The 24,077-nt window shown below is 61.6% G+C and carries 21 protein-coding genes; 13 read left to right on the top strand and 8 right to left on the bottom strand.

Annotated elements, in window-relative coordinates; genetic code table 11:
* Positions 1–169: 169 nt before the first annotated feature.
* Together ACLH0H_RS09530 and ACLH0H_RS09525 are read left to right on the top strand one after the other, a co-directional pair.
* On the top strand, positions 170–1,204 hold the full coding sequence (locus tag ACLH0H_RS09530; protein WP_411381827.1) for a helix-turn-helix domain-containing protein: 1,035 nt from the start codon (positions 170–172) through the stop codon (positions 1,202–1,204).
* A complete protein-coding gene (locus ACLH0H_RS09525) occupies positions 1,201–1,695 on the top strand; it encodes a type II toxin-antitoxin system VapC family toxin (RefSeq protein ID WP_411381826.1) in 495 nt (164 codons plus the stop codon). Before ACLH0H_RS09530 ends, ACLH0H_RS09525 begins: the two co-directional genes overlap by 4 nt.
* A 3-nt stretch (positions 1,696–1,698) precedes the next feature.
* On the opposite strand, the gene ACLH0H_RS09520 is transcribed toward ACLH0H_RS09525, so the two are convergent.
* Complete coding sequence (locus tag ACLH0H_RS09520; protein ID WP_076952087.1) at positions 1,699–2,988, bottom strand: MFS transporter; 1,290 nt, start codon at positions 2,986–2,988, stop codon at positions 1,699–1,701.
* A 402-nt stretch (positions 2,989–3,390) separates the two neighbouring features.
* Between ACLH0H_RS09520 and ACLH0H_RS09515 the strand changes: the two genes are divergently transcribed.
* Positions 3,391–3,795 carry an acyl-CoA thioesterase gene (locus tag ACLH0H_RS09515; protein ID WP_003176975.1) on the top strand — a complete coding sequence of 135 codons (405 nt, stop codon included), beginning with the start codon at positions 3,391–3,393 and terminating at the stop codon, positions 3,793–3,795.
* A 57-nt stretch (positions 3,796–3,852) separates the two neighbouring features.
* Positions 3,853–4,752 carry a D-hexose-6-phosphate mutarotase gene (locus ACLH0H_RS09510; protein ID WP_411381825.1) on the top strand — a complete coding sequence of 300 codons (900 nt, stop codon included), beginning with the start codon at positions 3,853–3,855 and terminating at the stop codon, positions 4,750–4,752.
* 132 nt (positions 4,753–4,884) lie between these two features.
* On the opposite strand, the gene ACLH0H_RS09505 is transcribed toward ACLH0H_RS09510, so the two are convergent.
* The 5 genes from ACLH0H_RS09505 to ACLH0H_RS09485 all read right to left on the bottom strand — a co-directional run bounded on the left by ACLH0H_RS09505 (position 4,885) and on the right by ACLH0H_RS09485 (position 8,681).
* The gene (locus ACLH0H_RS09505) at positions 4,885–5,421 is read right to left on the bottom strand and encodes a DUF3299 domain-containing protein (RefSeq protein WP_076952089.1); all 537 of its coding nucleotides are present in this window, start codon (positions 5,419–5,421) and stop codon (positions 4,885–4,887) included.
* Between the two features lie 77 nt (positions 5,422–5,498).
* The gene (locus tag ACLH0H_RS09500; RefSeq protein ID WP_003231726.1) at positions 5,499–5,744 is read right to left on the bottom strand and encodes a GlsB/YeaQ/YmgE family stress response membrane protein; all 246 of its coding nucleotides are present in this window, start codon (positions 5,742–5,744) and stop codon (positions 5,499–5,501) included.
* A gap of 105 nt (positions 5,745–5,849) precedes the next feature.
* On the bottom strand, positions 5,850–6,935 hold the full coding sequence (locus tag ACLH0H_RS09495; protein WP_411381824.1) for a 5-(carboxyamino)imidazole ribonucleotide synthase: 1,086 nt from the start codon (positions 6,933–6,935) through the stop codon (positions 5,850–5,852).
* Positions 6,936–6,947: 12 nt separating this feature from the next.
* Positions 6,948–7,439, bottom strand: coding sequence for a 5-(carboxyamino)imidazole ribonucleotide mutase (gene purE, locus ACLH0H_RS09490; protein WP_003176980.1), 492 nt, complete (start codon positions 7,437–7,439; stop codon positions 6,948–6,950).
* A gap of 333 nt (positions 7,440–7,772) precedes the next feature.
* On the bottom strand, positions 7,773–8,681 hold the full coding sequence (locus ACLH0H_RS09485; RefSeq protein WP_076952091.1) for a LysR substrate-binding domain-containing protein: 909 nt from the start codon (positions 8,679–8,681) through the stop codon (positions 7,773–7,775).
* Between the two features lie 182 nt (positions 8,682–8,863).
* On the opposite strand from ACLH0H_RS09485, the gene aspA reads away from it, so the two are divergent.
* The 4 genes from aspA (at position 8,864) to ACLH0H_RS09465 (ending at position 17,944) form a co-directional block, all read left to right on the top strand.
* The gene (gene aspA, locus ACLH0H_RS09480; protein WP_032884466.1) at positions 8,864–10,288 is read left to right on the top strand and encodes an aspartate ammonia-lyase; all 1,425 of its coding nucleotides are present in this window, start codon (positions 8,864–8,866) and stop codon (positions 10,286–10,288) included.
* 474 nt (positions 10,289–10,762) lie between these two features.
* Positions 10,763–12,208: an alanine/glycine:cation symporter family protein gene (locus ACLH0H_RS09475; protein WP_411381823.1), complete on the top strand. Its 1,446-nt coding sequence runs from the start codon at positions 10,763–10,765 to the stop codon at positions 12,206–12,208.
* Between the two features lie 77 nt (positions 12,209–12,285).
* Complete coding sequence (locus ACLH0H_RS09470) at positions 12,286–13,263, top strand: asparaginase (RefSeq protein WP_411381822.1); 978 nt, start codon at positions 12,286–12,288, stop codon at positions 13,261–13,263.
* 100 nt (positions 13,264–13,363) lie between these two features.
* Positions 13,364–17,944 (top strand): hypothetical protein, encoded by a 4,581-nt coding sequence (locus ACLH0H_RS09465; protein WP_411381821.1) that lies wholly within the window; start codon positions 13,364–13,366, stop codon positions 17,942–17,944.
* 12 nt (positions 17,945–17,956) lie between these two features.
* Here ACLH0H_RS09465 and ACLH0H_RS09460 read toward each other — a convergent pair whose 3' ends face one another.
* Positions 17,957–19,495, bottom strand: coding sequence for a PLP-dependent aminotransferase family protein (locus tag ACLH0H_RS09460; protein ID WP_411381820.1), 1,539 nt, complete (start codon positions 19,493–19,495; stop codon positions 17,957–17,959).
* Between the two features lie 87 nt (positions 19,496–19,582).
* Between ACLH0H_RS09460 and ACLH0H_RS09455 the strand changes: the two genes are divergently transcribed.
* From ACLH0H_RS09455 to ACLH0H_RS09445, 3 genes are read left to right on the top strand one after another with little or no spacing between them, the layout of a single operon-like run.
* On the top strand, positions 19,583–20,221 hold the full coding sequence (locus tag ACLH0H_RS09455) for an FMN-binding negative transcriptional regulator (protein ID WP_411381819.1): 639 nt from the start codon (positions 19,583–19,585) through the stop codon (positions 20,219–20,221).
* Entirely contained in the window at positions 20,218–20,664 is a 447-nt protein-coding gene (locus ACLH0H_RS09450) for an N-acetyltransferase family protein (RefSeq protein ID WP_411381818.1), read from the top strand. Before ACLH0H_RS09455 ends, ACLH0H_RS09450 begins: the two co-directional genes overlap by 4 nt.
* A 10-nt stretch (positions 20,665–20,674) precedes the next feature.
* Complete coding sequence (locus ACLH0H_RS09445) at positions 20,675–21,346, top strand: GNAT family N-acetyltransferase (RefSeq protein ID WP_411381817.1); 672 nt, start codon at positions 20,675–20,677, stop codon at positions 21,344–21,346.
* 72 nt (positions 21,347–21,418) lie between these two features.
* On the opposite strand, the gene ACLH0H_RS09440 is transcribed toward ACLH0H_RS09445, so the two are convergent.
* The gene (locus ACLH0H_RS09440; RefSeq protein ID WP_411381816.1) at positions 21,419–22,315 is read right to left on the bottom strand and encodes a homocysteine S-methyltransferase family protein; all 897 of its coding nucleotides are present in this window, start codon (positions 22,313–22,315) and stop codon (positions 21,419–21,421) included.
* 112 nt (positions 22,316–22,427) lie between these two features.
* Here ACLH0H_RS09440 and ACLH0H_RS09435 point away from each other — a divergent pair, with 112 nt between their 5' ends.
* Both ACLH0H_RS09435 and ACLH0H_RS09430 read left to right on the top strand, forming a co-directional pair.
* Complete coding sequence (locus tag ACLH0H_RS09435) at positions 22,428–23,249, top strand: ABC transporter substrate-binding protein (RefSeq protein WP_411381815.1); 822 nt, start codon at positions 22,428–22,430, stop codon at positions 23,247–23,249.
* Positions 23,246–24,076 carry an amino acid ABC transporter permease gene (locus ACLH0H_RS09430; RefSeq protein ID WP_411381814.1) on the top strand — a complete coding sequence of 277 codons (831 nt, stop codon included), beginning with the start codon at positions 23,246–23,248 and terminating at the stop codon, positions 24,074–24,076. The genes ACLH0H_RS09435 and ACLH0H_RS09430 overlap by 4 nt, the downstream gene beginning before the upstream one ends.
* Position 24,077 lies beyond the last annotated feature (1 nt).

The raw sequence follows: 24,077 nt of genomic DNA, 5'->3' as shown, positions 1-24,077 counted from the left end.
GTGGGCTACCCGCAACGTCGCCTGGAATTTTCCGACAAGTCTTTAGGGTTGTGGCTCGGAAGCGGGAACACTAACTTACTCCGGCGTCCAGGCACGCAACGCATGCGGCTCATCTTAGGTTGACAAATAAAACACTATGGACAAACTTGTCAACCTAAGGAGAACTCCCATGATCAATGACCGAATTCGCCGCGCAAGATTATTGCGCGGCATGTCCCTAGAAGCGCTGGCACAGCGTCTGGGCGACATAAGCAAGCAGGGCCTTAGCAAATATGAAAAAGGATCGAGCGTCCCGAACTCCCAGCGCCTCCTGCAATTGGCCAGGGCCTTGGAAGTAAACCCAGAATATTTTTTTCGCCCTGAAGCCTTGCCCCTCGCCCCGCTGGAGTTTCGCAAACTGGCCAAAATGCCTCATTACCGTCAAGTACAGGTCGAGGAACAGGTCCGAGAGCATTTGGAACGCTACATTGCCCTTGAGGAATGCTTCGAGCCGTTGGATATTCAGACTGCTAGAACTCCAATGCACTTATTGCCGGCTTCCTGCGCTGCAGATGCCGAGCGAGCCGCAGAGCAACTGCGGGAGTATTGGGGCATGGGAGGCAACCCAATCGCACACCTGACCGAACAACTGGAGGAACATGGCATCAAGGTAGTGATGCTTGATGGCCCGGATGATTTCGACGGTGCTTGCGTAGCTACCCGTGACGGCGAACATGTACTGATCGCCTTGAATGCCCAGCGTCCAGGTGAACGCATTCGTTTCACTGCCGCTCACGAGTTGGGACATTGGGTGATGCAACTTCCCGAAGACATGTCTGAGCGTGACAAGGAAAACTGCTGTCACCGTTTCGCTGGAGCGTTTCTTTATCCAGCCAAGGCCGTTATCCGCGACTTCGGCAGCCGACCGCGCTCTAGAATTCATACCCAGGAACTGCTCATTGCCAAACGTCAGTACGGGCTATCAATGCACGCTGCGCTACGCCGCCTCAAAGATCTTAGCCTGGTAGGCGACACCGGCTACAAATTACTCACCATTCAATTCAGCACTAATGGCTGGCGTAAGGCTGAGCCCGAACCCCTACCCTGCAAACCGCCAGCACGTTTCGAGTCTTTAGTGTTCTGGGCGTTGGCGGAGGAATTGATCACTAGATCCCGGGCCGCGGAATTACTGCGAAGACCCTTGAAGGCACTGGAGAGTGAATGAGCCTGATCTATATCAGCGACACGAATATCTGGATCGACTTCAGAAATGCCGGACTGCTGGAACAGATGTTCAGATTGCCTTTCACCCTTTGCTGTACAGATTTTGTTCTCTATGAACTGGCCGACTTCCCCCACGACGAATTACTATCCCAAGGATTGTTGGTCGAGTCGTTTGATGACGCGGGAGTACAAAAACTACTCAAACTGAAAAGGGAGCATGGCAACAGTTCAATGGCCGACGTGTCCTGCTATTTATTGGCCCATACAACCGGCAGGCCATTGCTTACGGGAGATGGAAAATTACGCCGACAAGCACAGAAGGACGGCCTCCAAGTAAGAGGGGCCCTCTGGCTGCTGGACCTTATGGTTGAACACCACACGATCACATCATCGGTCGCCGCGCAGGCCCTGGAGAATATGCTTTGGCATGGTGCCCGATTACCAGGCCCCGAATGCTCAACAAGGCTCTCGCAATGGCGAGAGCCTAATTGAACCTCAACGCCCTCGCTTCCACAGATACCCACCCACCACCATTCCCATCACACACAGGGCGGCGACGTAGTAGGACGGGCCCATCGGGCTTTCCTTCATCAGCAGCGATACCGCCAGCGGCGTCAGCCCGCCGAACACGGCGTAGGCCACGTTGTAGGAGAACGACAAGCCACTGAAACGCACCACGGGCGGGAACGCTTTGACCATCACGTAGGGCACTACCCCGATGACGCCTACAAACAAGCCGGTCAGGGCGTATAGCGGGAACAGCCAGTCCGGGTGGGCCATCAGGCTGTGATACAGCGTCCAGGAAGTTGCCAGCAACAGCGCACAACCGCAGATGAGCACACGGCCGGCACCGAAGCGGTCAGCCAAAGCGCCGGAGGCGATGCAGCCCAGGCTCAAGGTGACGATGGCCAGGCTGTTGGCCTGCAGCGCAACGGTCGGGCTGAAGTGGTAAATGGTCTGCAGTACGGTCGGGGTCATCAGGATGACCACCACCACGCCGGCCGACAGCAGCCAGGTCAGCAGCATCGACAAGACGATGGCGCCACGGTGGTCGCGCAGTACGGCGCGCAAGGGCAACTCGGCGGCCAGGGCCTTGCGCTGCTGCATCTCGGCGAAGATCGGCGTTTCGTGCAGCCAGCGGCGCAGGTACACCGACAGCAGGCCGAACACGCCGCCGAGCAGGAACGGGATGCGCCAGGCGTAATCCGACACCTGCTCCGGGCTATACAGCGTGTTGATCGCGGTGGCCACCAGCGAACCCAGCAGGATGCCGGCGGTGAGACCGCTGGTCAGTGTGCCGCAGGCGTAGCCGATATGGCGTGGTGGCACGTGTTCAGAGACAAATACCCAGGCACCCGGCACCTCACCGCCAATCGCCGCGCCCTGGATGATGCGCATCAGCAGCAGCAGGACCGGCGCCCACAGGCCGATTTGTGCGTAGGTTGGCAGCAGGCCCATGATCAGGGTCGGCACGGCCATCATGAAGATGCTCAGGGTGAACATTTTCTTGCGGCCCAGCAGGTCACCGAAGTGCGCCATGATGATGCCGCCCAGGGGGCGCGCCAGGTAGCCTGCGGCGAAGATGCCGAAGGTCTGCATCATGCGCAGCCACTCGGGCATGTCGACCGGGAAAAAGAGTTTCCCGACCACGGTGGCAAAAAACACGAAAATGATGAAATCATAAAACTCCAGCGCCCCGCCCAAGGCAGACAGCGACAGGGTTTTGTAGTCGTTGCGGGTCAGCGGGCGCGAAGGTTGCGCACTGCTTGCGGGCACGGAGGACATGGCAAGGCTTCTCTTATTAGTCAGGACGGCAAGCCCGAGGTGTTGGCCGGGCCGGATCGGGTTCGGCAAGATAGCAAATCGCCCGGAAAAGCACATCAGAAGCACAGTTGCGGCAAAAAGCCCCCGTACAGCGGCTAATTGCCGACCAAATGAGCGCCTAGAGGTCGTCGTGGCGACAGGGTCTCGATATACTCGGCCCTTGCAAGCGCAAGACCCGCTGTCTTGAGGGGCTGCTGTGCCAAAACGTCGTTGGGCGCCATCCAGCCGATTTGGCAGAGTTTCCCCTTAGTACGCCTTACGAGAAACGCATCACGCGGTGTATGTTGGTGCTGAAACGTTTTTTTCGAAGACGGCTATCCACTTGAAATACCCATGAAGCGTTACGGGTCAGAGGCCCTCGGCATGATCGAACTCGAACAAGAAGATCCTATCCCGCAAGGCGATCTCGCCTTGCAAATCACCGCGCTGCCGCGTGAAACCAACGGTTTTGGCGATATTTTCGGCGGCTGGCTGGTCGCGCAAATGGACCTGGCCGGTACCGCCATGGCCAGCAAGGTTGCAGGTGGGCGCGTGGCCACCGTGGCTATTGATCGCATGGCATTCCTGGTGCCGGTCGCCGTGGGCGCGCAGCTCTCCTTTTATACCCAGGCCCTGGAAATCGGCCGCAGCTCGATCCAGATGATGGTCGAAGTGTGGAGCGACGACCCGCTGTCCAGCGAATGGCGCAAGGTCACCGAGGCGGTGTTCGTGTTCGTCGCCATCGACGGCAGCGGGCGCACCCGCTCGGTTCCGTCGCGCGCGCGTTAAACATCGCCGGGTTTTGATGGTCAATTGCCCCATTGCCCGCCATTGAAGAGTGTCGCTATGCCTACGCCTTACGTTGAAAGCCTGAAAATCGACGAGCTGGACTGCTGGCGCATCCGCCACAACGGCGCCGAACTGAGGGTGGCCCAGCAGGGCGCGCACATCTTCAGTTACCAGCGCGACAGCGAGCAGCCGCTGATCTGGCCGAACCCGGCAGCGGTATTCAAGAAAGGCAAAGGCATTCGTACCGGCGTGCCACTGTGCTGGCCTTGGTTTGGCGTTTTTGACCGCAACCCGCAAAGCGTCAAGTCGATGCGCCAGAGCGATCAGCCGGCCGGCGCTCATGGCTTTGCGCGCACGGCACTTTGGGAGTTGGCAGCAACCGAATTTGAAGGCGAAGCATTGCGCGTCGATCTGGTGTTGCCGGTGCCTGCAGGCGGTTTTCCGGGCTGGCCCCATCTGGTGAGCCTGAAACTTAGTCTGTTGCTGGACGACCAGCTGCATATCCGGCTGACCAGCCATAACCATGGCACTGACACTGTCACCTTCAGTCAGGCGCTGCACACCTACTTCGCCGTGAGCGATGTGCGCAACGTGCAGGTCGAAGGCCTGGACGGGGCGACGTATATCGATACGGCTGATGGCTGGACGCAGAAGCAGCAGTCCGGCCTGCTGCACTTCACCGCCGAGACTGACCGCATTTACCTCGACACCCCAGCCCAGCTGACTATTGTCGATAAAGATTGGCGACGCCGAATTCAGCTCACCGCCGAGGGTTCGAAGTCGACCGTGATCTGGAATCCCTGGACTGAACGTGCCAAGGCGCTTGACGACATGGCCGATGAGGGCTGGCGGGGCATGCTGTGCATCGAGACGGCGAATGTGCTGGATGATGCGGTAAGCCTGGCGCCCGGCGAAAGCCACACCCTGGGCGTGAGCATCAGCGCTATTGCCCTGTAGACGCCGATCAAAATGTGGGAGCTGGCTTGTCGGACCGCGGCACCGCTGCGATACAGGCGACTCGGTGCGTCAGTTGCACCGAGGTGATGCTATCGCAGGCAAGCCAGCTCCCACATTGGCCGGTGTTGCAGCTTAGAGATCAGATTCCTTTACGACCCTCACCTTCCCCGCATCCAACGCATAGGCTGCATCGGCCAAATCGTTATTCACCTTCTCGACCTTGAGCGTGCCAGTGACCCACAACGGCGTGTAGATATCATCGAGCTTCAACCCCTTGGGATAACGCACCAGCACCAACTGGTTCGGCGGCGGGGGCGGCACGTGGATACATGCACCCGGATAGGGCACTAGGAAGAACAGCGTGCTGCGTCCCTTGGCGTCGGTTTCCAACGGCACCGGATAGCCGCCGATGCGGATGTCCTTGCCGTTCATGGCCGCCACGGTCTTGGTGGAATACATCACCGCCGGCAAGCCCTTGCTCTGCTTCAAGCCACCTTTATCGGTAAAGGTGCCCTGGGCTTCGGGGGAATTGTGGTCGATCTCGGGCATGGCTTCGAGGGCTTTTTGATCCGACAGCGGCATCAGGTCGAGCCAGTCGGTTTCCGGCAATTCGCCGGCGTGCGCCAGGCCAGGGCCCAGCAAGAGGAGAGTCAACAGAAGACGGCGCATGAAGAAACTCGGCAAGTACGGGTGCCGAACATTCTAGTCCTCTGCGCCTGCGCAGCGCAGAGGACTTTGTCGGTTGATTATTTTCTTTTGATCAGGCCGTAGATCACCAGCAGCACGATCGCGCCCACCAAGGCACCGAGGAAGCCCGCGCCTTGGCCCGCCTGGTAGATACCCAGCGCCTGACCACCGTAGGTCGCGGCCAGGGAGCCGGCGATACCCAGCAGGATGGTCATGATCCAGCCCATGCTGTCGTCGCCTGGCTTGAGGAAACGCGCGAGCAGACCGACGATCAAGCCGATGAAGATGGTTCCGATGATACCCATGGCATTTCCCTCTGATTGAAGTGAACTATGCCAAAGCCTAGTCAGGCTTTGGCATCCTGCAATCAGAGGATAACAGGCGCCGAATGGTTCCCGCCGTTTCCGGGCTTATTGCTCGGCGAGCAAAGCCTCGACCTTGAGGATCTGTGCCTGCAGGGTCGCACGGTCCTTGCATCGCAGGTTGGCGTGGCCAACCTTGCGCCCGGCCTTGAAGGCCTTGCCGTAGTGATGCAGATGGCAGTCCTCGATCGCGACTACCCGCTCAACCGGCGGCACCGAGCCGATGAAGTTGAGCATGGCGCTCTCGCCGATCTTGGCCGTGGAACCCAGCGGCAGGCCGGCGACGGCGCGCAGGTGATTCTCGAACTGGCTGCATTCGGCGCCTTCGGTGGTCCAGTGCCCGGAGTTGTGCACGCGCGGGGCGATTTCATTGGCCTTGAGGCCGCCGTCGACTTCGAAGAACTCGAATGCCATCACACCGACATAATCCAGCTGCTTGAGCACGCGGCTGGAATAGTCTTGCGCCAGCGCCTGCAGCGGATGATCGCTGCTGGCCACGGACAGCTTGAGAATGCCGTTGACGTGGGTGTTGTGCACCAACGGGTAAAAACGGATCTCGCCATCACGGGCGCGCACGGCGATCAATGACACCTCGCCGGTGAACGTCACGAAGCCTTCCAGCAGGCAGGGCACGCTGCCCAGCTCGGCAAAGGTGCCGGCCACATCCGCTTCGCTGCGCAGGACTTTCTGGCCCTTGCCGTCATAACCCAGGGTGCGGGTCTTGAGCACGGCCGGCAGGCCGATGCTGGCGACGGCGGCGTCCAGGTCCGCCTGGGACTGGATGTCGGCGAAGGCCGGGGTCGGAATGCCCAGGTCCTTGAACATGCTTTTTTCGAACCAGCGGTCGCGGGCGATGCGCAGGGCTTCGGCGCTCGGGTACACCGGCACGAACTGCGATAGGAAGGCCACGGTTTCGGCCGGGACGCTTTCGAACTCGAAGGTCACCAGGTCGACTTCGTCGGCCAGCTGGCGTAGGTGGTCCAGGTCGCTGTAGTCGGCACGCAAGTGTTCACCCAGGGCTGCCGCACAGGCGTCCGGCGCCGGGTCGAGGAAAGCGAAGTTCATCCCCAGCGGGGTACCCGCCAGAGCCAGCATGCGGCCCAATTGGCCGCCACCGATCACACCGATTTTCATCAATCAATAACCTCAGGCGATACGTGGGTCTGGATTGTCCAGCACGCTGTCTGTCTGCTCGGCACGGAATTTCTTCAGCACCGCGTGGAACTGCGGATGCTTGGCGCCCAGGATGCTGGCGGACAGCAGGGCTGCGTTGATCGCGCCGGCCTTGCCGATCGCGAGCGTCGCCACCGGAATACCGGCCGGCATCTGCACGATGGACAACAGCGAGTCAACGCCCGAGAGCATGGCCGACTGCACCGGCACGCCGAGCACCGGCAGGTGAGTCTTGGCCGCACACATGCCCGGCAGGTGCGCTGCACCGCCGGCACCGGCGATGATCACCTCGATGCCACGGGATTCTGCTTCATCGGCATACTGGAACAGCAAATCCGGGGTGCGGTGGGCGGAAACCACCTTCACTTCATACGGAATGCCGAGTTTTTCCAGCATATCGGCGGTGTGGCTAAGGGTGGACCAATCGGACTTGGAGCCCATGATCACGCCAACCAATGCACTCATCGTCGTGCCTCTTCTCTCTGGGCGCCCGCAGGCGCGTCAAAAAACAACAAGCCACGCGGGAAATCCAGCGTGGCTTGTTGTACGAATTTTGGCCGATTGGACCGGCCGAAGGCCACGCAGTATACCGTAATAATCCAGATAAACAGCACCTGGGATGACCATCTGTCTTGCCGGCCAAAGCGGCGGTTTTATTGACTTAAAAGTCAGTTCCAGACACTGAAAATCCTGTGGAAGCGGGCTTGCTCGCGAATGCGGTGTAACAATCACAAATGAGTTGACTGACACACCGCTTTCGCGAGCAAGCCCGCTCCCACATTTTGATCTTCATCGTTTTCAAGTGCCTTGCGCCGCGCCACCTTCCAGCTTGCGCCACAACAGCCGCACATTCGCCTTGCGCACCAACGCACAGCGATACAGGCGGATCTCCAACGGCACATGCCATTGCGGCCCACCGCACACCACCAGCTCGCCACGGGCCAATTCGGCCCGCACGCTCAACTGCGGCACCCAGGCGATGCCCAGCCCTTCCAAAGCCATGCTCTTGAGGCTGTCGGCCATGGCGGTTTCATACACGGTGGTAAAGCGCAGTGCACGTTGGCGCAGCAACAGGTTCACCGAGCGGCCCAGGAACGCACCCGCGCTATAAGCCAGCAGCGGCACACTGCCCTCGCCTTCCAGGTCGAACAGCGGCTTGCCATCGGCATCGGCCGCGCACACCGGGAGCATTTCGGTGTTACCCAAGTGCAGCGACGGGAAGATCTCGGCGTCCATTTGCATGGCCGCATCCGGGTCGTAGAACGCCAGCATCAGGTCGCAGCCGCCTTCACGCAAGGCGTGCACGGCGTCACCCACGTTAGTGGCGACCAGCCGCGTGGCGATGTTCAAACCTTCGTTGCGCAGTTGCGCGATCCAACGGGGGAAGAAGCCCAGCGCCAGGGAGTGGGCGGCCGCCACTTGCATGACCTCGCCCTGCCCGCCTTCCAGATGATGCAAATGGCGCAGCACTTCACCGAGCTGTTCGACCACGGTGCGTGCAGTGACCAGGAACAATTGCCCCGCTGCGGTCAACTCCACCGGTGTACGCGAGCGGTTGACCAACGTCAGGCCCAACGCGGCTTCGAGGCTGCGGATGCGTCGGCTGAACGCCGGCTGGGTGACAAAACGCCGCTCCGCCGCCTGGGAAAAGCTGCGCGTGGCCGCCAGGGCGCTGAAGTCTTCCAGCCATTTGCTCTCAAGGTTCATCACATCCTCCCAAGGGTACGCACCATTTTGGCACGCACGCCCGCCATCATAGCTGGGTCACACCTGCATTATGCCGTTTGTGCATAGGCCAGTGTTTAACAGCATTGGCCCAAAAACTCCCATACGCCTAGCATTCGCAGCGTTCCGGCCAGTTCCGGGTCCTTATCGAGATGATTTCCGTCATGTCCTCCGCTGCATCTTTCCGCACAGAAAAAGACCTGCTTGGCGTACTCGAAGTACCTGCCCAAGCGTATTACGGCATCCAGACCCTGCGAGCGGTGAATAACTTTCGCCTCTCGGGCGTTCCGATTTCGCATTACCCGAAATTGGTGGTCGGCCTGGCCATGGTCAAGCAAGCGGCGGCTGACGCCAACCGCGAGTTGGGCCAGCTCAGCGAAGCCAAGCACGCTGCCATCAGCGAAGCCTGTGCCCGCCTGATCCGCGGCGATTTCCACGAAGAGTTCGTGGTGGACATGATTCAAGGCGGCGCCGGCACTTCAACCAACATGAATGCCAACGAAGTCATCGCCAACATCGCGCTGGAGGCCATGGGCCACCAGAAGGGCGAATACCAGTACCTGCACCCCAACAACGACGTGAACATGGCGCAGTCGACCAACGACGCCTATCCGACCGCGATCCGCCTGGGTCTGCTGCTGGGCCATGACGCGCTGCTGGCCAGCCTCGACAGCCTGATCCAGGCCTTCGCCGCCAAGGGCGTCGAGTTCGGCCATGTGCTGAAAATGGGCCGCACCCAATTGCAGGATGCCGTGCCGATGACCCTCGGCCAGGAATTCCGCGCCTTCGCCACCACCCTGAGCGAAGACCTGGCACGCCTCAAAACCCTGGCGCCGGAGCTGCTCACCGAAGTAAACCTGGGCGGCACCGCCATCGGCACCGGCATCAACGCCGACCCGCGTTACCAGGCCCTGGCCGTACAACGCCTGGCCACCATCAGCGGCCAGCCGCTGGTACCGGCGGCCGACCTGATCGAAGCCACCTCCGACATGGGCGCCTTCGTGCTGTTCTCCGGCATGCTCAAGCGTACCGCGGTGAAACTGTCGAAGATCTGCAACGACCTGCGCCTGCTGTCCAGCGGCCCACGCACCGGAATCAACGAGATCAACCTGCCGGCGCGTCAGCCAGGCAGCTCGATCATGCCCGGCAAGGTCAACCCGGTGATTCCGGAAGCCGTCAACCAGGTAGCGTTCCAGGTCATCGGTAACGACCTGGCCCTGACCATGGCAGCCGAAGGCGGCCAACTGCAGTTGAACGTGATGGAGCCGCTGATCGCCTTCAAGATCTTCGACTCGATCCGCCTGCTGCAACGCGCCATGGACATGCTGCGCGAACACTGCATCGTAGGCATCACCGCCAACGAAGCGCGCTGCCGTGAGCTGGTGGAACACTCCATCGGCCTGGTGACCGCCCTGAACCCGTACATCGGCTATGAAAACGCCACCCGCATCGCGCGGATCGCCCTTGAAAGCGGCCGCGGCGTGCTGGAACTGGTGCGCGAAGAAGGCTTGCTCGACGACGCCATGCTCGACGACATCCTGCGCCCCGAAAATATGATTGCCCCACGTTTGGTCCCGTTGAAGGCCTAAGCGTTTGTTGCACCGCTCACCAGGCTGAGGGACTAGACACCTCTCAACCTTTTGAGGGCCTGAAGGCTCGTTCTTCAGGCCCTTTTTTTTAACTTGGAAACACGCTCGACCGAACATCGCAGAAACCCTGTGGGAGCCGGGCTTGCCCGCGATGGCGGTGGGTCAGCGACAGCATTGTTGCCTGTCACACCGCCATCGCGGGCAAGCCCGGCTCCCACAGTCAACGGGTGTAGCCATAGGATTTTGGTGAAACCTTTAATCAGCCCGGGCAGACGGATGACGTTCGCCTAGGTATAGTGCCGCCCCTCTTCGCGTGCGCGGCCGTCGGTAACGAGGCCCGGGATACAACGCGAAACCGCATGAATAACAACCCGCAAAAGGATTGGGGTCGAACTGTCGTGCACTGCCTGGTGCGATGCGACGGAGCCGAACCCGCCTGCGTTTGCCATTAGAAAAATCAGCGAGGAACACTCCATGCTCGAAGTCATCAACGACTTCCTCTCAGGGAAAGTACTGATCGTGCTCATTGTCGGGCTCGGCGGTTATTTCACGATTCGCTCGCGTTTCGTTCAATTGCGTCACTTTTTCCACATGTTTTCGGTGTTCCGCGACAGCCTCAAAAGCAGCGCCGGCCAGCTCAGTTCATTCCAGGCGCTGATGCTCAGCCTGGCCGGCCGCGTCGGTGCCGGCAACATTGCCGGTGTCGGCATCGCCGTGACCCTGGGTGGCCCGGGCGCCGTGTTCTGGATGTGGGTCACCGCATTGGTGGGCATGTCGTCGAGCTTTATCGAATGTTCCCTCGGCCAGCTCTACAAACGCACCGACGTGGAAGGCACCTACCGTGGCGGCCCGGCCTATTACATCCAGCACGGTTTGCACAAGCGCTGGCTGGGTATGGTCATGGCATTCCTGCTGCTGGTGACCTTCGGCTTTGCCTTCAACGGCCTGCAAGCCCACGCCGTGACCCACTCGCTGAACAACGCCTTTGGCCTGGACACCACCTACACGGGCCTTGCGCTGGCGGTGCTGCTGGGCCTGGTGTTTATCGGCGGGATCAAGCGCATCGCCTCGATCGCCGACCTGCTGGTGCCGGTCAAGACCCTGGTCTATATCGCCGTGACCCTGTACGTGATCGTGCTGCAATTCGACCACGTACCGGCCATGCTCGCGACCATCGTCAAGAGCGCGTTCGGCCTCGATCAGGCCTTCGGTGGCCTGGTAGGCAGCGCGATCATCATGGGTGTGAAGCGCGGCGTGTTCGCCAACGAAGCCGGACTGGGCAGCGCGCCGAACGTGGCGGCCGTGGCGTCGGTGGAACACCCGATCGCCCAAGGCGTGGTGCAGGCGTTCAGCGTGTTCCTCGACACCTTCGTGATCTGCACCTGCACCGCGTTGCTGATTCTGCTTTCCGGTTTCTACACGCCGGGTTTTGAAGGCGACGGCATTGCCCTGACCCAGAACTCGCTGGCCGCCGTGGTCGGTGACTGGGGCCGCATGTTCATCTCGGTGGCCCTGGCGTTGTTCGTGTTCACCTCGATCATGTACAACTACTACTTGGGCGAGAGCAACCTGCGCTTTTTGGTCGGCAACAACCGCAAGGTGCTGATGGGCTACCGCGCATTGGTGCTGGTGCTGATATTTTGGGGTTCGATCGAGAACCTGAGCACTGTGTTCGCCTTCGCCGACATCACCATGACCCTGTTGGCGTTCGTCAACCTGTTCGCCCTGGCGTTCCTGTTCAAGATCGCCATGCGCATCCTGAATGACTACGACAACCAGCGTGCGGCGGGCATCAAGACCCCGGTGTTCGACTCCAGCCAGTTCCCTGACCTGGACCTGGACCGCACGGCCTGGCCGGCCAATCCGGTGAAACCGGACGCCGCTGCAACCGCTGAGCTGAGCCCTCAAGTGCAACGCTAAGCGTAGTGAGATGACACGCCGCACGACCTTGGGCATGCTCGGGGCCGTGCGGCGTTTTTCGTTCAGGAGATTCTTCGATGCAATCAGCCAACAACGTCATGGTGCTCTACACCGGCGGCACCATCGGCATGCAGGCCAGCGCCAACGGCCTGGCCCCCGCGTCCGGCTTCGAGGCGCGCATGCGCGAACAGCTGGCCGACCAGCCAGTGCCAGCGTGGCGCTTCCAGGAGATGGCCCCGCTGATCGACAGCGCCAACATGACTCCGGCCTATTGGCAGCGCCTGCACGCGGCGGTGATCGATGCGGTGGACCAAGGCTGCGACGGCGTGCTGATTCTGCACGGCACCGACACCCTGGCCTACAGCGCGGCGGCCATGAGTTTCCAACTGCTGGGCCTGCCGGCGCCGGTGGTGTTCACAGGTTCCATGTTGCCGGCCGGCGTACCCGACAGCGATGCCTGGGAAAACGTCAGCGGTGCGCTGACCGCGCTGGGTGAAGGCCTGGTATCGGGCGTGCAGCTGTACTTCCACGGCGCGCTGATGGCGCCGACCCGCTGCGCGAAGATCCGCAGTTTCGGTCGCCACCCGTTTGCGGCGTTGCAGCGCAATGGCGGCGTGAACCAGGCCGACCTGATCCCGGCGGCCCTGCACTACCGTCAACCCAAGGGCCTGGCGAATGTCGGCGTGCTACCCCTGGTACCCGGCTTCGATGCCGGGCTGCTGAACGCATTGCTCGACAATGGCCTCCAGGCGCTGATCCTCGAATGTTTTGGCAGCGGCACCGGGCCGAGCGACAACCCCGCGTTTCTCGCCAGCTTGCAAAGGGCGCAGGCGCTGGGCGTGGTGGTGGTCGCCATTACTCAATGCCATGAAGGCGGCGTTGAGCTGGACATCTACGAAGCCGGCAGCCGCTTGCGTGGCGTCGGCGTGTTGTCCGGCGGCGGCATGACCCGTGAAGCTGCGTTCGGCAAACTCCACGCACTGCTCGGCGCCGGGCTCGACGCCGATGAAGTTCGCCGCCTGGTCGAACTGGACCTGTGCGGCGAGCTGCGCTGACGCCTAAATAAGCACCGCCCAGGGGGCGACGCGCTTTCTAGGATGGCAACACCCGGACGCTCCGGGTCGTTGCCATTTTTTATGCCCGTCAGGATTGCTCATGCCCTCGCCTCACACCCCTCATCGCGCCACCCTTACTTCGGCCCTCATCACTCAACTGTCCACCGGACCGGCTTTTCGCGAAGTCGCGGCGGTGTTGCTGCGCGAACAGTTGCAGGAGCGCTACCCGCTGCTGGATATCGACCCCAATATCGCCATGGTCGGCACGCCCACCTGGGAAATCGTCGATGACCAGGTGGTGGCCCGCCCGCCGAGCTATCAGGCGCTCACCGATATTTTGGCAGTGCAGGCCGTACTGGCGGTGCCCGCGCTGTACATCGAGGGCGAGCACTTCCTCACGCAACTGCCCATCGCAGAACCGCCAGTGCACCTGCAGGTGAGCATTCTCGACATCGCCGGGATGCTCAACACCCTGGCCCCGGTGATGCTGCGCGGTTACCAGCAAACCCAACTCAATTACTGGAACCAGCTCGACGGCGACAGCGGCCCACGTTGGCAGGCGCTGTCCAGCGTGCTGCGCGACTACTGGAACGTGCAGAGCGTCGACGGCTGGACCGCCGAAGACTGCCGCATGGCCCGCCAGTTATACCAGGCGCCCGACGTGTTCGACCGCCAGGCCGCCGACCCCTACGCCACGCGCGCCTACTTGGTCGACATCGACCGTATCGACGCCGCCGAGCACGCGCATCACCTCAACGAGCATTTGATAAGCGTGCTGATCGGCAACCAGGCCGGGCACCCGGTGATCCTGATTCACTCGTTGCTGTTGGGCTACAAGAAGTACGCTAGACTCGAAGCACTGGGCAACGACTTGCCGTTGCTGGTAGACACGGCCATCCCGCACCGGAAGGTGCAATGGCGGCTGGTGGAGCCCGAGGGGGATTTCTTCGATCAGTTGGCCTGCACCATGATAAGCCTGCAGATTGACGCCATCGGCTCCATGGACTTTTCCGACCTGCGCGGCGGCAATAACCACGCCGCCCTGGCGATGCCACCGAACGGCCAGGCCAAGGGCGACGGTCCCGACCTTCAATGGCTTCGCCAGGCCCTGCCGAAATGGCTGAGCTCGGCCAGCGACTCGGACCTGAGCGCCTACTCAAGGCATCTTAAGGACCTGGCGGCACTGCACAGCCAGAACCAGAACATCAGCTACGACGATGGCATCGAGCCAATCGAGCAATTTGCCATAACCCGCCTCAACGCCGAAATGCTCAAGGATCACCCCCAAGCCTCGCCGCGCGTCTTTGATGGCCTTGAGATCCAGATCCAGAGCCCAGTGGTATGGGGCGCCTTCGCGGTGCCGGGGCAGATCGACACCCAAGTCTTCAGCCTGCCGGCGCTGGCCCTGCAAAACCTGATTGCGTTGCCCGTAGGCATCGAATCCCTACGCCAGAGAACCGCCCAGGCGCTGCCGGACTGGCTCACCATTGATTATCTGAAAAGCCTGATTACCCGTGCCGACATCGGTGCGGCGTACCCGGCGCTGATCCGAGAAAAACTATTGGATAACCCGCAGGAATCCGCACGCCGCCAGCAGCTGTATTGCCAGCATTTGCGCATCCAATTGCCGCTGATGGCCTTGCAATACAAGCTCCGCGGCCAGGCCGGGGTAGATGAGCGCGGCTACCGCTATGTGATCGCCGCCTTGCAGGAAGAACCCTCCGACCGCCAGGTAGACGGCCAGGCCGTTGTCATTCGCCCACTGGCCTTTGTGCCCACGCGCCGCCCGGACGCCACGCCGGATGAGGTCGAGAACATGTTCATCATTGGCCCACAGGCCATGAACGCCGGACCGTGCCTGCTCTACCGGCCGTTGCTGGACCAGCCGCTGACCCAATACCCGTCCCCCGCCAATGCGCTCTATGCCATCGCACAATCGAACAGCCTGCGCGATTCGGTGCTGGCCTGGCTGCCCGACAGCGCCCGCAGCGACTACGAACGCTACGTGTTCCCTGGCCCATTACCGTCGCCCTGGATCGCAGTGGATTTCCTGGTGGACCCGGCCAAGCTGATCGTCTTGAGCGGGCCGCTTAAACTGGGCGGCACGGTGTTGGAGGACGTGCCCGCCGATCTGTACAAGGCCAACGCCAACGCGTTGGTGACCCTGGCCGATCGCCAATCGGTATCGAATGCCGAGGCGCGCTGGGCCACGTTCAAGCGGGCCGGCTGGCTGATTTTCAACGCGGCGCTGCCGTTCCTTGGGCGCACGGTGGGCATTGCGGCGTGGATCTGGCAAATCATGGACGACCTGCAACAAATCGCCGATGCCGAGCAACACCCCGACCAACAGTCGCCCCAGGCGGCACTCGCCGACCTGCTCTTGAACTTGGGAATGGCCATCGCGCTGCACAGTGTGGCCCGCAACGCGCCGCGCCGTCAGCTGAGCGAAGAGCCTGCGCAAAAACCCGCGCCGCGCCCACCTGCGCCGGCCAAGCCGGTGGTCAGCAAAGTCGCCGACATCACCAGCGCGGCACTGTCCTCAGACCATGGCCAGCCGCTGCACACTCTTGGTGCCGTCAGCCGCACACCGGTACGCCTGTCGGTAGTGCTGAACCGTTTCAAAGTCGACAAACCCGCTGCACTCAGCGAGGCCATTGCCAGCGAAGGCCCCCATCAATATCTCTACCGCAGCGGCGAGCGTTATTACGCCCCGGTGGACGAGCGCTGGTTTCAGGTACAGGTGGATGACAACGATGCGGTGATGATCGTAGACGCCACCACGCCGGAACGCACAGGGCCGCTGCTGATTCACAACCGTGAGGGCCAGTGGTTCATCGACACGCGCTTGCGCCTGCGCGGCGGCGGCCCCAAGTTCCTGGCAAAAAAGGCTCGCGACCTCGCGCAGCAGCGCGCCGAGCAATTGCGCAAAGAACTCAGCGAGTTCGAACGTGCGAAGAAAACCGCCCAACAGCAATTGCTGCAGGCGCAGCACGCCGCCGCTGGCCCATCCACCTCGGCCCAGGCCACCTATTTGCAGACACTGCGCGAGCAATGCGCGGACTATGAAGGCGCCCTGGAAAAGCTCAAGGAACTGAGCGTGCATGCACCCACCCCGGACTACCCGCAAAAGGCCCTCGCCTACCTCAAGGCCCAGACCGAACTGACCAAAGCCGGCATCCAGCAAACCCTGGTCGAATTCACGCCGCTGCTGCGCGCAGGTCTGGAGCAGATCGAGCGCCAGGAGCAGTCGCCGCGCCAGCGTGACATCGAGAATTCGCGCAAATTGAATACGCTGAACAAGGAAATGATCCAGCACCTGACCTACATGCAAACGCGCTTCGATGAATTGCGCAAACTGGCCAACGACGGCGCGCGTCTGATCCGCACCACCCAGGGCGCGTTGCCCGCCTACAGCAGCGAGGACCTAAAGGCCTTGCAGGTCGCCGTGGCACGCAATCTGTGCCTGCCGCAAAGCACACTCGCCACCCAGCCCGGCGCGTGGACCGCTATCGACCAAATCGTGACCACAGGAGAAATCGCCATCCAGTGTCTGCGTGACACCTTGCGCGATCAGAACGAGTCGCGCCTGGACGAACGCATCGACACCTTGAGCAGCCTGGTGGAACAGTTTCAGCTGCTGGATGAACGCTTGCAGGACTTCCCTGCGGAGTTTTCCGAACAGGCCATCGACAGTCAGCTCCAGGAACTGCGCGACCATCTCAAGACCTTCCGCCATCGTGCCGCCGCCCAGTTGGGCCTGCTCAGCGCCGAGCGCGACATTTTAAAAAGACGCCCCACGCCGCCGCCCACACCGCCGAGTCCGGCACGCAAATTCATCAAGACCCGCTACAACGGGCAATTGGTCGGTGAGCCGCGTCTGGAGGATCTGTCAACGCAAACCTGGCTGGTGGAGATTCGTTCGCCGCTCACCCACCAGGTGCTCGCCACCTTCCACGAAAAGCCCAAAGGAATTTGGGTGGAGCGCGTCAGGATCCCGACGCCGAGCACCACGCCGATCGACCTGCAAGCGCGCATCGCCGACGGCCAGGCCTTGCTCGACGAGTTGCCGGCCTTTCTGGAACGCGCCTCGACCCGCGCCGAGCGGCCGGAGCGCACGCCCTTCGGGATTGAGCTGCTCTACCATCAGCATGCCAGCCGACTGGAAAGGGCCGTCGCCGCCATCGAGAGCGCGCTGACCAAGAGCAACGTCTCCGACACGCCCGCGGCGAGCGAGGTTCGCACGGCGTTGAGCCAGGCCGTTACCGACCTCTACCAGCGCGCCAACCAGTACGTGTCGACCGCGCTCAAACAGCATCCGCCGACCGTAGCTGGCGTGGAGTGGCTGAAAAACCACGACGCAATCACGATCGAGAAAACGATCAACCGGCGCCGCCTGAAAAGCGCTACTCCCGATTATCTGGACGAGTACACCCTCAGCGACCACCAGACCCAGGAAGTACTCTGGTACGCGCATTTCCACTACAGCACGGATTGGACGCCGGCCAAGGCGTACCTCTCGGCACGCTTGAAAACCCCGGCAGAACGCAGCTTGGGTGCAGCGGCCGATGCGCCCAAAGGGTTGACCACCGCGCAGCAAGTCGCGTTTTACCGCAGTGAGATCAGCCTCAGACAAGCCCAGGCGTTGTTTTTCGAAAAATCCAAGACTCGATCAGGGACCTGATCAGGGACCTGATCAGCATTGCCAAGCCTGGCGCAACCGCGCCAGCGCTGCGCCAATATCAACTTCAGGCACGGCGGCGAAACCCAGCACCAGCCCGGCGCGCTGATCCATCGGTGTGGTTGAATGCGTCAGCCAGTAACTACTCAAGCCGTTGATCTCTACATCCGCCGCGTAGGCCTGTGCAAGCAACTGCCGTTCGCGGGCCAGGCTGTTCACACGTACGGTCAAATGCAGCCCGGCCGTGACATTGGGCAATTCGCCCACCTCTTCCAGCCCGCGTGGCCAACCGGCCAGCAGCGCATTGCGCCGACTCAAGGCGGCACGGCGCATGCGGCGGATGTGCCGCTGGAAATGTCCGCTGGCCATGAACTCGGCCATCACCGCCTGGGTACTTACCTCGGAGTGACGCATGTCGACCGCGCGACGCCGGGCGAAGGCGCCCACCAGACCCGGAGGCAGCACCAGGTAGCCCAGGCGCAATGCTGGAAACGCCACCTTGCCGAAGGTGCCGACGTAGAGCACTCGCCCGTTGCGATCCAGCGCAGCCAGCGGCGACAGAGGCGCGCCACTGTAGCGGTACTCTCCGTCGTAATCGTCCTCGATGACCCAACCCTGCGTGCGCTCGGCCCAGGCCAGCAATTCCAGGCGCCGCGCCAGGCTCATCACTACGCCCAACGGGTATTGATGCGAAGGCGTAACGTAGGCCACACGGCAATCCTGCAGGCTATTGAGCACGTGGCAATCAAGGCCCCCGGCGTCCACCGGCACACCGTGCAATCGCCCGCCCGCCAGCGCGAACGCATGGCCTGCGGCGCGGTAGCCGGGATTTTCCACAGCCACGCCCTGGCCGGGCTCTACGAGCAGCTGTGCACAAAGGCTGATGGCCTGCTGCGCGCCGCTGGTGATCACAATTTGCTCAGCCGAACACTGCATGCCGCGCGAGCTGCGCAGGTAGGCGGCGATCATGCCGCGCAAGCGATCATCTCCCGCCGGGTCGCCGTAACAGAGTTTCGCCAAGTCAGGTTTACGCCAGAAAGCCCCACTGAGCTTGGCCCATACCTCAAACGGGAAGAGATCGAACGCCGGTACACCGACTCGAAACGCCCGTGGTGGCCCGTTCGGCGGTGCAGGCAGATGGTTAGTTTCCAGGCGGCCCAAGGCCGGGCTGTGGATAACTTCGTCTGGCGATTTGACCGGTAAATCCGACCAATTTGTGGATAAGGCTGGGGATAAGCCTGTTGAAAACCCTGTGGATACTTTTGTGGATAGTTTTTTTGCGTCGGGTAGCTTGGCTACGTAAGTGCCATCGCCCACCCGGCTTTCGATAAACCCTTCGGCGTACAGCTGATCGTAGGCGCGCACGACGCTGTTGCGCGAGATCGACAGGGTCACCGCCAAATCGCGGCTGGCGGGCAAGCGCGTGCCGCTCACCAGCCGCCCATCCAGCACGCGCTGGCGTAGGGCGTGATACAGCTGGCGCGTCAGGCCCTGACGGCGATCCAGCTCAATACCGGCGGGGTTGAAGGAGAGTGGCGGCGACACGGGCGGCATATTGGACCTATCAAATGGGTGCCAGATGGCTCTTACAACAGGCCATTAGCCTGCCTAGGATGCAGGTATTCGCCAAGGACTATTTCCATGTACACACCCCGCGCTTTCGCCCTCGATGATTTGCCCCAATTGCAGCAACTGATCCAGCACACTCGCCTGGCGCAATTGGTCACCCTCGGCGAGCAAGGCTTGCAAGCGAGCCATTTACCGTTGCTGCTCAATCCCGATGAAGGCCCTAACGGCACCCTTTACGGGCATTTGGCCAAGGCCAATCCGCAATGGAGGGACCTGCAAAACGGCAGCGAGGCCTTGGTGATCTTTGCCGGGGCCGACGCTTACATCAGCCCGGCGTTCTACCCGGCCAAGGCCGAGCACGGCAAGGTAGTGCCGACGTGGAATTACATCGCCGTGCACGCCTACGGCAAAGCCGAGGTGTTCAGCGACGCGCAGCGGTTGCTCGGCGTGGTCACCGCGCTCACCGACCGCCATGAAGGCAGCCGCGCGCAGCCCTGGAAAGTCAGCGACGCCCCGGCGGACTACATTGAAGGCATGCTCAAGGCCATCGTCGGCTTCGCCCTGCCGATCGAGCGCCTGCTCGGCAAACGCAAACTCAGCCAGAACCGCAGCCCGGCCGATATCGCCGGCGTGCGCGAAGGCCTGGCCGCCAGCACCGATGCGCGCGACCAGGCCGTCGCGCGTCTTATTCCTCCAGGAGCGTCAGCATGAGCCAGATCGAGATCCGCCCAGTCACCGCCACCGACCATGCCGCCTGGTTGCCGCTGTGGCAGGCGTACCTGAAGTTCTACAACACCGAGCTGCCGGACGCCGTGAGCCAAAGCACCTGGCAGCGCCTGATCGATGCCAGTGAGCCAACCCATTCGGCGCTGGCCTGGCAGGACGGCAAGGCGGTGGGCATGGTCAATTTCATCTACCACCGCTCCAATTGGAGCATCGAGAACTCCTGTTACCTGCAGGATCTGTTGGTGGATGCGGCCCAGCGCGGCACGGGCGTTGGGCGAAAATTGATCGAATTCGTCTACACCACCGCCAAGGCCGATGGGTGCTGCAAAGTGCACTGGCTGACCCACGAAACCAACGCCACCGCGATTCAACTCTACGAGCGCATCGCCGAACGCCCAGGTCTCATCCAATTTCGCAAAGGTCTTTAAGGAGCGCAGCATGCCCACTTCCCCCGCCAACTGGAAAGGCGCGCCGGCGCCAACCGTTGAACTGCTTGAAGGGCGTTTTATCCGCCTGGAAAAACTCGACCCCGCGCGCCACGCCGATGGCTTGTGGCAAGCCCTCGAAGGCCCCGGCGCCGATCCCAAGCTGTGGGACTACTTGCCTTACGGACCCTTTACCGAGCGCGCCGCGTTCGACGCGTGGCTGAACAACCACGCCACCCATAGCGACCCGTACTTCTTCAGCGTGATCGACCGCGCCAGCGGCGACGTGCAAGGCATCCTCAGCCTGATGTCCATCGTCCCGGCCCAGGGCCGTATCGAGATCGGCCACGTTACCTTCGGCGCGCCCATGCAGCGCTCGCCCAAAAGCACCGAGGCGGTCTACCTGCTGGCCAGGTATGCGTTCGACCAGGGCTATCGTCGGCTGGAGTGGAAGTGCAACAACGGCAACGCCCGTTCCCGGTATGCGGCCGAGCGGCTGGGGTTTAGTTTTGAGGGGGTTTTCCGCCAGCACATGGTGGTGAAGGGGCAGAACCGGGATACGGCGTGGTATTCGATCATCGACGGCGAATGGCAAGCGATTGAAGCGGGATTCAAACAGTGGCTGTCGGAGTCGAACCAGACAGCGTCGGGCCAGTTGAAGACCTTGGCAGAGTGCCGGGCCTGACCCTCTAAAACACCACAAATCTTCTGTGGGAGCTGGCTTGCCTGCTCCCACATTTAGATAGGTGTGGTTCAACTACCTCAGTTTCTGGGCCAACACCGCAATATGCTCCGGCCCGATCCCACAGCATCCACCCAGGTGGCTGGCGCCGCGAGCCTGCCAGTCCGCTGCCCAATGCAAGTAACCCGGCGGGTCCAGATCTTCACGCAAGGGGTCCAGGCCATCGTTAGCCGTGGCTTCCTCAGGCTGCGGCGGAAAGGCGTTGGCGTAGGCGCCCACGTCAATCTGTACGCCCAAGCGCTCGAACGTCTGGCGCGCGGCATCAATGGCATCACCGATCACTTCCGGCTGGCTGCAGTTAAACAGCAGTACTTGTACACCCAACTGGGCCGCCGCTTCGGCCGCATCCGCAACCGGTTCGCCGGAGCGCAGGCGAGGCACCTCGTCGGTGTCTTCGTCCTTGAGGGTAAACGACAGCCAGAACGGCTTGCCGTCCTGTGGTAAACCGGCGTGAATCGCACGCGCTTCGGCAATCGAACTCTGAGTTTCGGCCAGCCACAGGTCGACAAACGGCGCGAGACCTTGCACCAAGGGGGTCAACAATTCGCTGACGCGCTGTGGCTCGAACAGATCGGGGCGATACGAACCGAACAGCGGCGGCAGTGAGCCCGCCACACGCACCGCCTTGCCGGATGCGTCCACCGCCCGTCGCGCCAGCTCGCCGGCCAGCGCCGCCAATGCCTGGCCTTCTGCAGCGAAGCGTTCTTCGCCGATATGGAAAGGCACCACCGCGTAGCTATTGCTGGTGATGACATTGGCACCGCTGTCGATATACGCCGCATGCACCGCTTCCACCGCTTGCGGCGCTTCGCTCAAGGCCAACGCCGACCATTCCGGCTGCCGAAACGGCGCACCACGGCGTTGCAGTTCACGGCCCATGCCGCCGTCGAGAATCACTGTTGCTGTGGCCATATGCTTTTTACTCATAAGCTTATGAAAATAACTCACTATGAGAGTCGTTCTTATAACTATTTAATACGTTGAATTCTGTTTATAACAACTCTTTTTTCAAAGGTGTCTCCTCGTGAAACTTAAACCGCTGCTGGCCCTGGGCCTGACGATCCTGGCTGCTTCGACACAAGCCTTCGGCGGTGCCACGCTGGACCGGGTCGAGAAAAACAAAGAACTGATCGGCGTGCTGATGGAAAGCTACCCGCCGTTCTCGTTTCTCAACGACCAGAACCAGCTCGACGGTTTCGATGTGGATGTGGCCAAGGCCGTGGCGCAGAAACTGGGTGTGAAGCTGCGCCTGGAAACCCCTTCCTGGGACGTGATCGCGGCCGGCCGCTGGAGCGGCCGCTATGACATCTGCATCTGCTCCATGACCCCGAGCAAGGCCCGCGCCGAAGTGTTCGATTTCCCGGTGGAGTACTACGCCTCGCCGGCGGTGATCGTGGTCAACGCCAAGGATGACAGCATCCACGGCGCCAAGGACCTGAGCGGCAAGAAAGTCGGCCTCACCAGCGCCTCCAGCTATGAGAGCTACCTGAACAAGAACCTGGTGATCGAAGGCGCAGAAGACACGCAGTTGCAGTACCCCTTCGAGCAAGTGCAGATCGCCCCCTACGACACCGACAACGTGGCCTTCCAGGATCTCGGCCTGGGCGCCGGGGTGCGCCTGGATGCAATCCTCACCAACCTGGTCACCGCCCAACCGCGCCTCACGCAGGACAAGCGCTTCAAGCTGGCTGGCGAGCCGCTGTATTCGGAACCCAATTCGGTGGCCATCGAAAAAGGCGACCCGCAGTGGGACAGCAAGGTGCGTGCAGTCTTCGCCGAGTTGAAACAGGACGGCACCCTGAGCAAGCTGTCGCAAAAATGGATCGGCGCCGACATCAGCCAATGACTGCGTTCCCCACACCGCCCAAACCGCCGGTCAGTGAGTCGCGATGGCAGCGGCTCTTCGGTTTCCGGACCCGGCTCTACCTGACCTGGGCCGCACTGTTCTGCCTGTTCGCCAGCTTCTTCCTGAGCTTTGACCTGAAGTTCTCGATCATTCTGGACAAGCTGCCCAACCTGATGGGCCTGCACCTGGCACCCAACGGTTTCCTGCAAGGTGCGGCGCTGACGCTGTTTTTGTGCCTGTGTTCGATCGGGATTTCTTCGGTGCTGGGGTTTGTCACGGCACTGGGACGCCTGTCGAAAAGCGCGGTAGCGTTCGGGATCGCGAGTTTCTACGCGTCATTCTTTCGCGGCACGCCGCTGCTGATCCAGATCCTGCTGATCTACCTCGGCCTGCCCCAACTGGGCCTGGTGCCTGGCGCCATCGTCGCCGGGATCATCGCGCTCTCGCTGAACTACGGCGCCTACTTGAGCGAAATCTTCCGCGCCGGCATCCTCGGCGTCGCCCACGGTCAGCGCGAAGCCGCACTTGCCTTGGGCATGCGCGACAGCGCGATCTTCTGGCACGTGACCCTGCCCCAGGCAATGCGCACCATTATCCCGCCGGCCACCAACCAGTTCATCTCGATGCTCAAGGATTCGTCGCTGATCTCGGTGATGGGTGTCTGGGAAGTGATGTTCCTGGCCCAGTCCTATGGCCGTTCCAGCTACCGCTATATCGAAATGCTGACCACGGCGGCGATTATCTACTGGGTGTTGTCGCTGGGCCTGGAGCTGATCCAGGCTCGGATGGAGCGCCATTATGGCAAGGGGTACGTGCGTCGCGGCTGAA

Source organism: Pseudomonas sp. MPB26 (assembly GCF_046605355.1).
Classification (GTDB): domain Bacteria; phylum Pseudomonadota; class Gammaproteobacteria; order Pseudomonadales; family Pseudomonadaceae; genus Aquipseudomonas; species Aquipseudomonas cedrina.
Note: the sequence above shows the minus strand (reverse complement) of the source record. Positions and strands in the feature narration are given on the sequence as shown.

Coding starts and splice junctions, on each gene's coding strand:
- ACLH0H_RS09530 (WP_411381827.1), top strand. CDS start 170: ATGATCAATGACCGAATTCGCCGCGCAAGATTATTGCGCGGCATGTCC.
- ACLH0H_RS09525 (WP_411381826.1), top strand. CDS start 1,201: ATGAGCCTGATCTATATCAGCGACACGAATATCTGGATCGACTTCAGA.
- ACLH0H_RS09520 (WP_076952087.1), bottom strand. CDS start 2,988: ATGTCCTCCGTGCCCGCAAGCAGTGCGCAACCTTCGCGCCCGCTGACC.
- ACLH0H_RS09515 (WP_003176975.1), top strand. CDS start 3,391: ATGATCGAACTCGAACAAGAAGATCCTATCCCGCAAGGCGATCTCGCC.
- ACLH0H_RS09510 (WP_411381825.1), top strand. CDS start 3,853: ATGCCTACGCCTTACGTTGAAAGCCTGAAAATCGACGAGCTGGACTGC.
- ACLH0H_RS09505 (WP_076952089.1), bottom strand. CDS start 5,421: ATGCGCCGTCTTCTGTTGACTCTCCTCTTGCTGGGCCCTGGCCTGGCG.
- ACLH0H_RS09500 (WP_003231726.1), bottom strand. CDS start 5,744: ATGGGTATCATCGGAACCATCTTCATCGGCTTGATCGTCGGTCTGCTC.
- ACLH0H_RS09495 (WP_411381824.1), bottom strand. CDS start 6,935: ATGAAAATCGGTGTGATCGGTGGCGGCCAATTGGGCCGCATGCTGGCT.
- purE (WP_003176980.1), bottom strand. CDS start 7,439: ATGAGTGCATTGGTTGGCGTGATCATGGGCTCCAAGTCCGATTGGTCC.
- ACLH0H_RS09485 (WP_076952091.1), bottom strand. CDS start 8,681: ATGAACCTTGAGAGCAAATGGCTGGAAGACTTCAGCGCCCTGGCGGCC.
- aspA (WP_032884466.1), top strand. CDS start 8,864: ATGTCCTCCGCTGCATCTTTCCGCACAGAAAAAGACCTGCTTGGCGTA.
- ACLH0H_RS09475 (WP_411381823.1), top strand. CDS start 10,763: ATGCTCGAAGTCATCAACGACTTCCTCTCAGGGAAAGTACTGATCGTG.
- ACLH0H_RS09470 (WP_411381822.1), top strand. CDS start 12,286: ATGCAATCAGCCAACAACGTCATGGTGCTCTACACCGGCGGCACCATC.
- ACLH0H_RS09465 (WP_411381821.1), top strand. CDS start 13,364: ATGCCCTCGCCTCACACCCCTCATCGCGCCACCCTTACTTCGGCCCTC.
- ACLH0H_RS09460 (WP_411381820.1), bottom strand. CDS start 19,495: ATGCCGCCCGTGTCGCCGCCACTCTCCTTCAACCCCGCCGGTATTGAG.
- ACLH0H_RS09455 (WP_411381819.1), top strand. CDS start 19,583: ATGTACACACCCCGCGCTTTCGCCCTCGATGATTTGCCCCAATTGCAG.
- ACLH0H_RS09450 (WP_411381818.1), top strand. CDS start 20,218: ATGAGCCAGATCGAGATCCGCCCAGTCACCGCCACCGACCATGCCGCC.
- ACLH0H_RS09445 (WP_411381817.1), top strand. CDS start 20,675: ATGCCCACTTCCCCCGCCAACTGGAAAGGCGCGCCGGCGCCAACCGTT.
- ACLH0H_RS09440 (WP_411381816.1), bottom strand. CDS start 22,315: ATGGCCACAGCAACAGTGATTCTCGACGGCGGCATGGGCCGTGAACTG.
- ACLH0H_RS09430 (WP_411381814.1), top strand. CDS start 23,246: ATGACTGCGTTCCCCACACCGCCCAAACCGCCGGTCAGTGAGTCGCGA.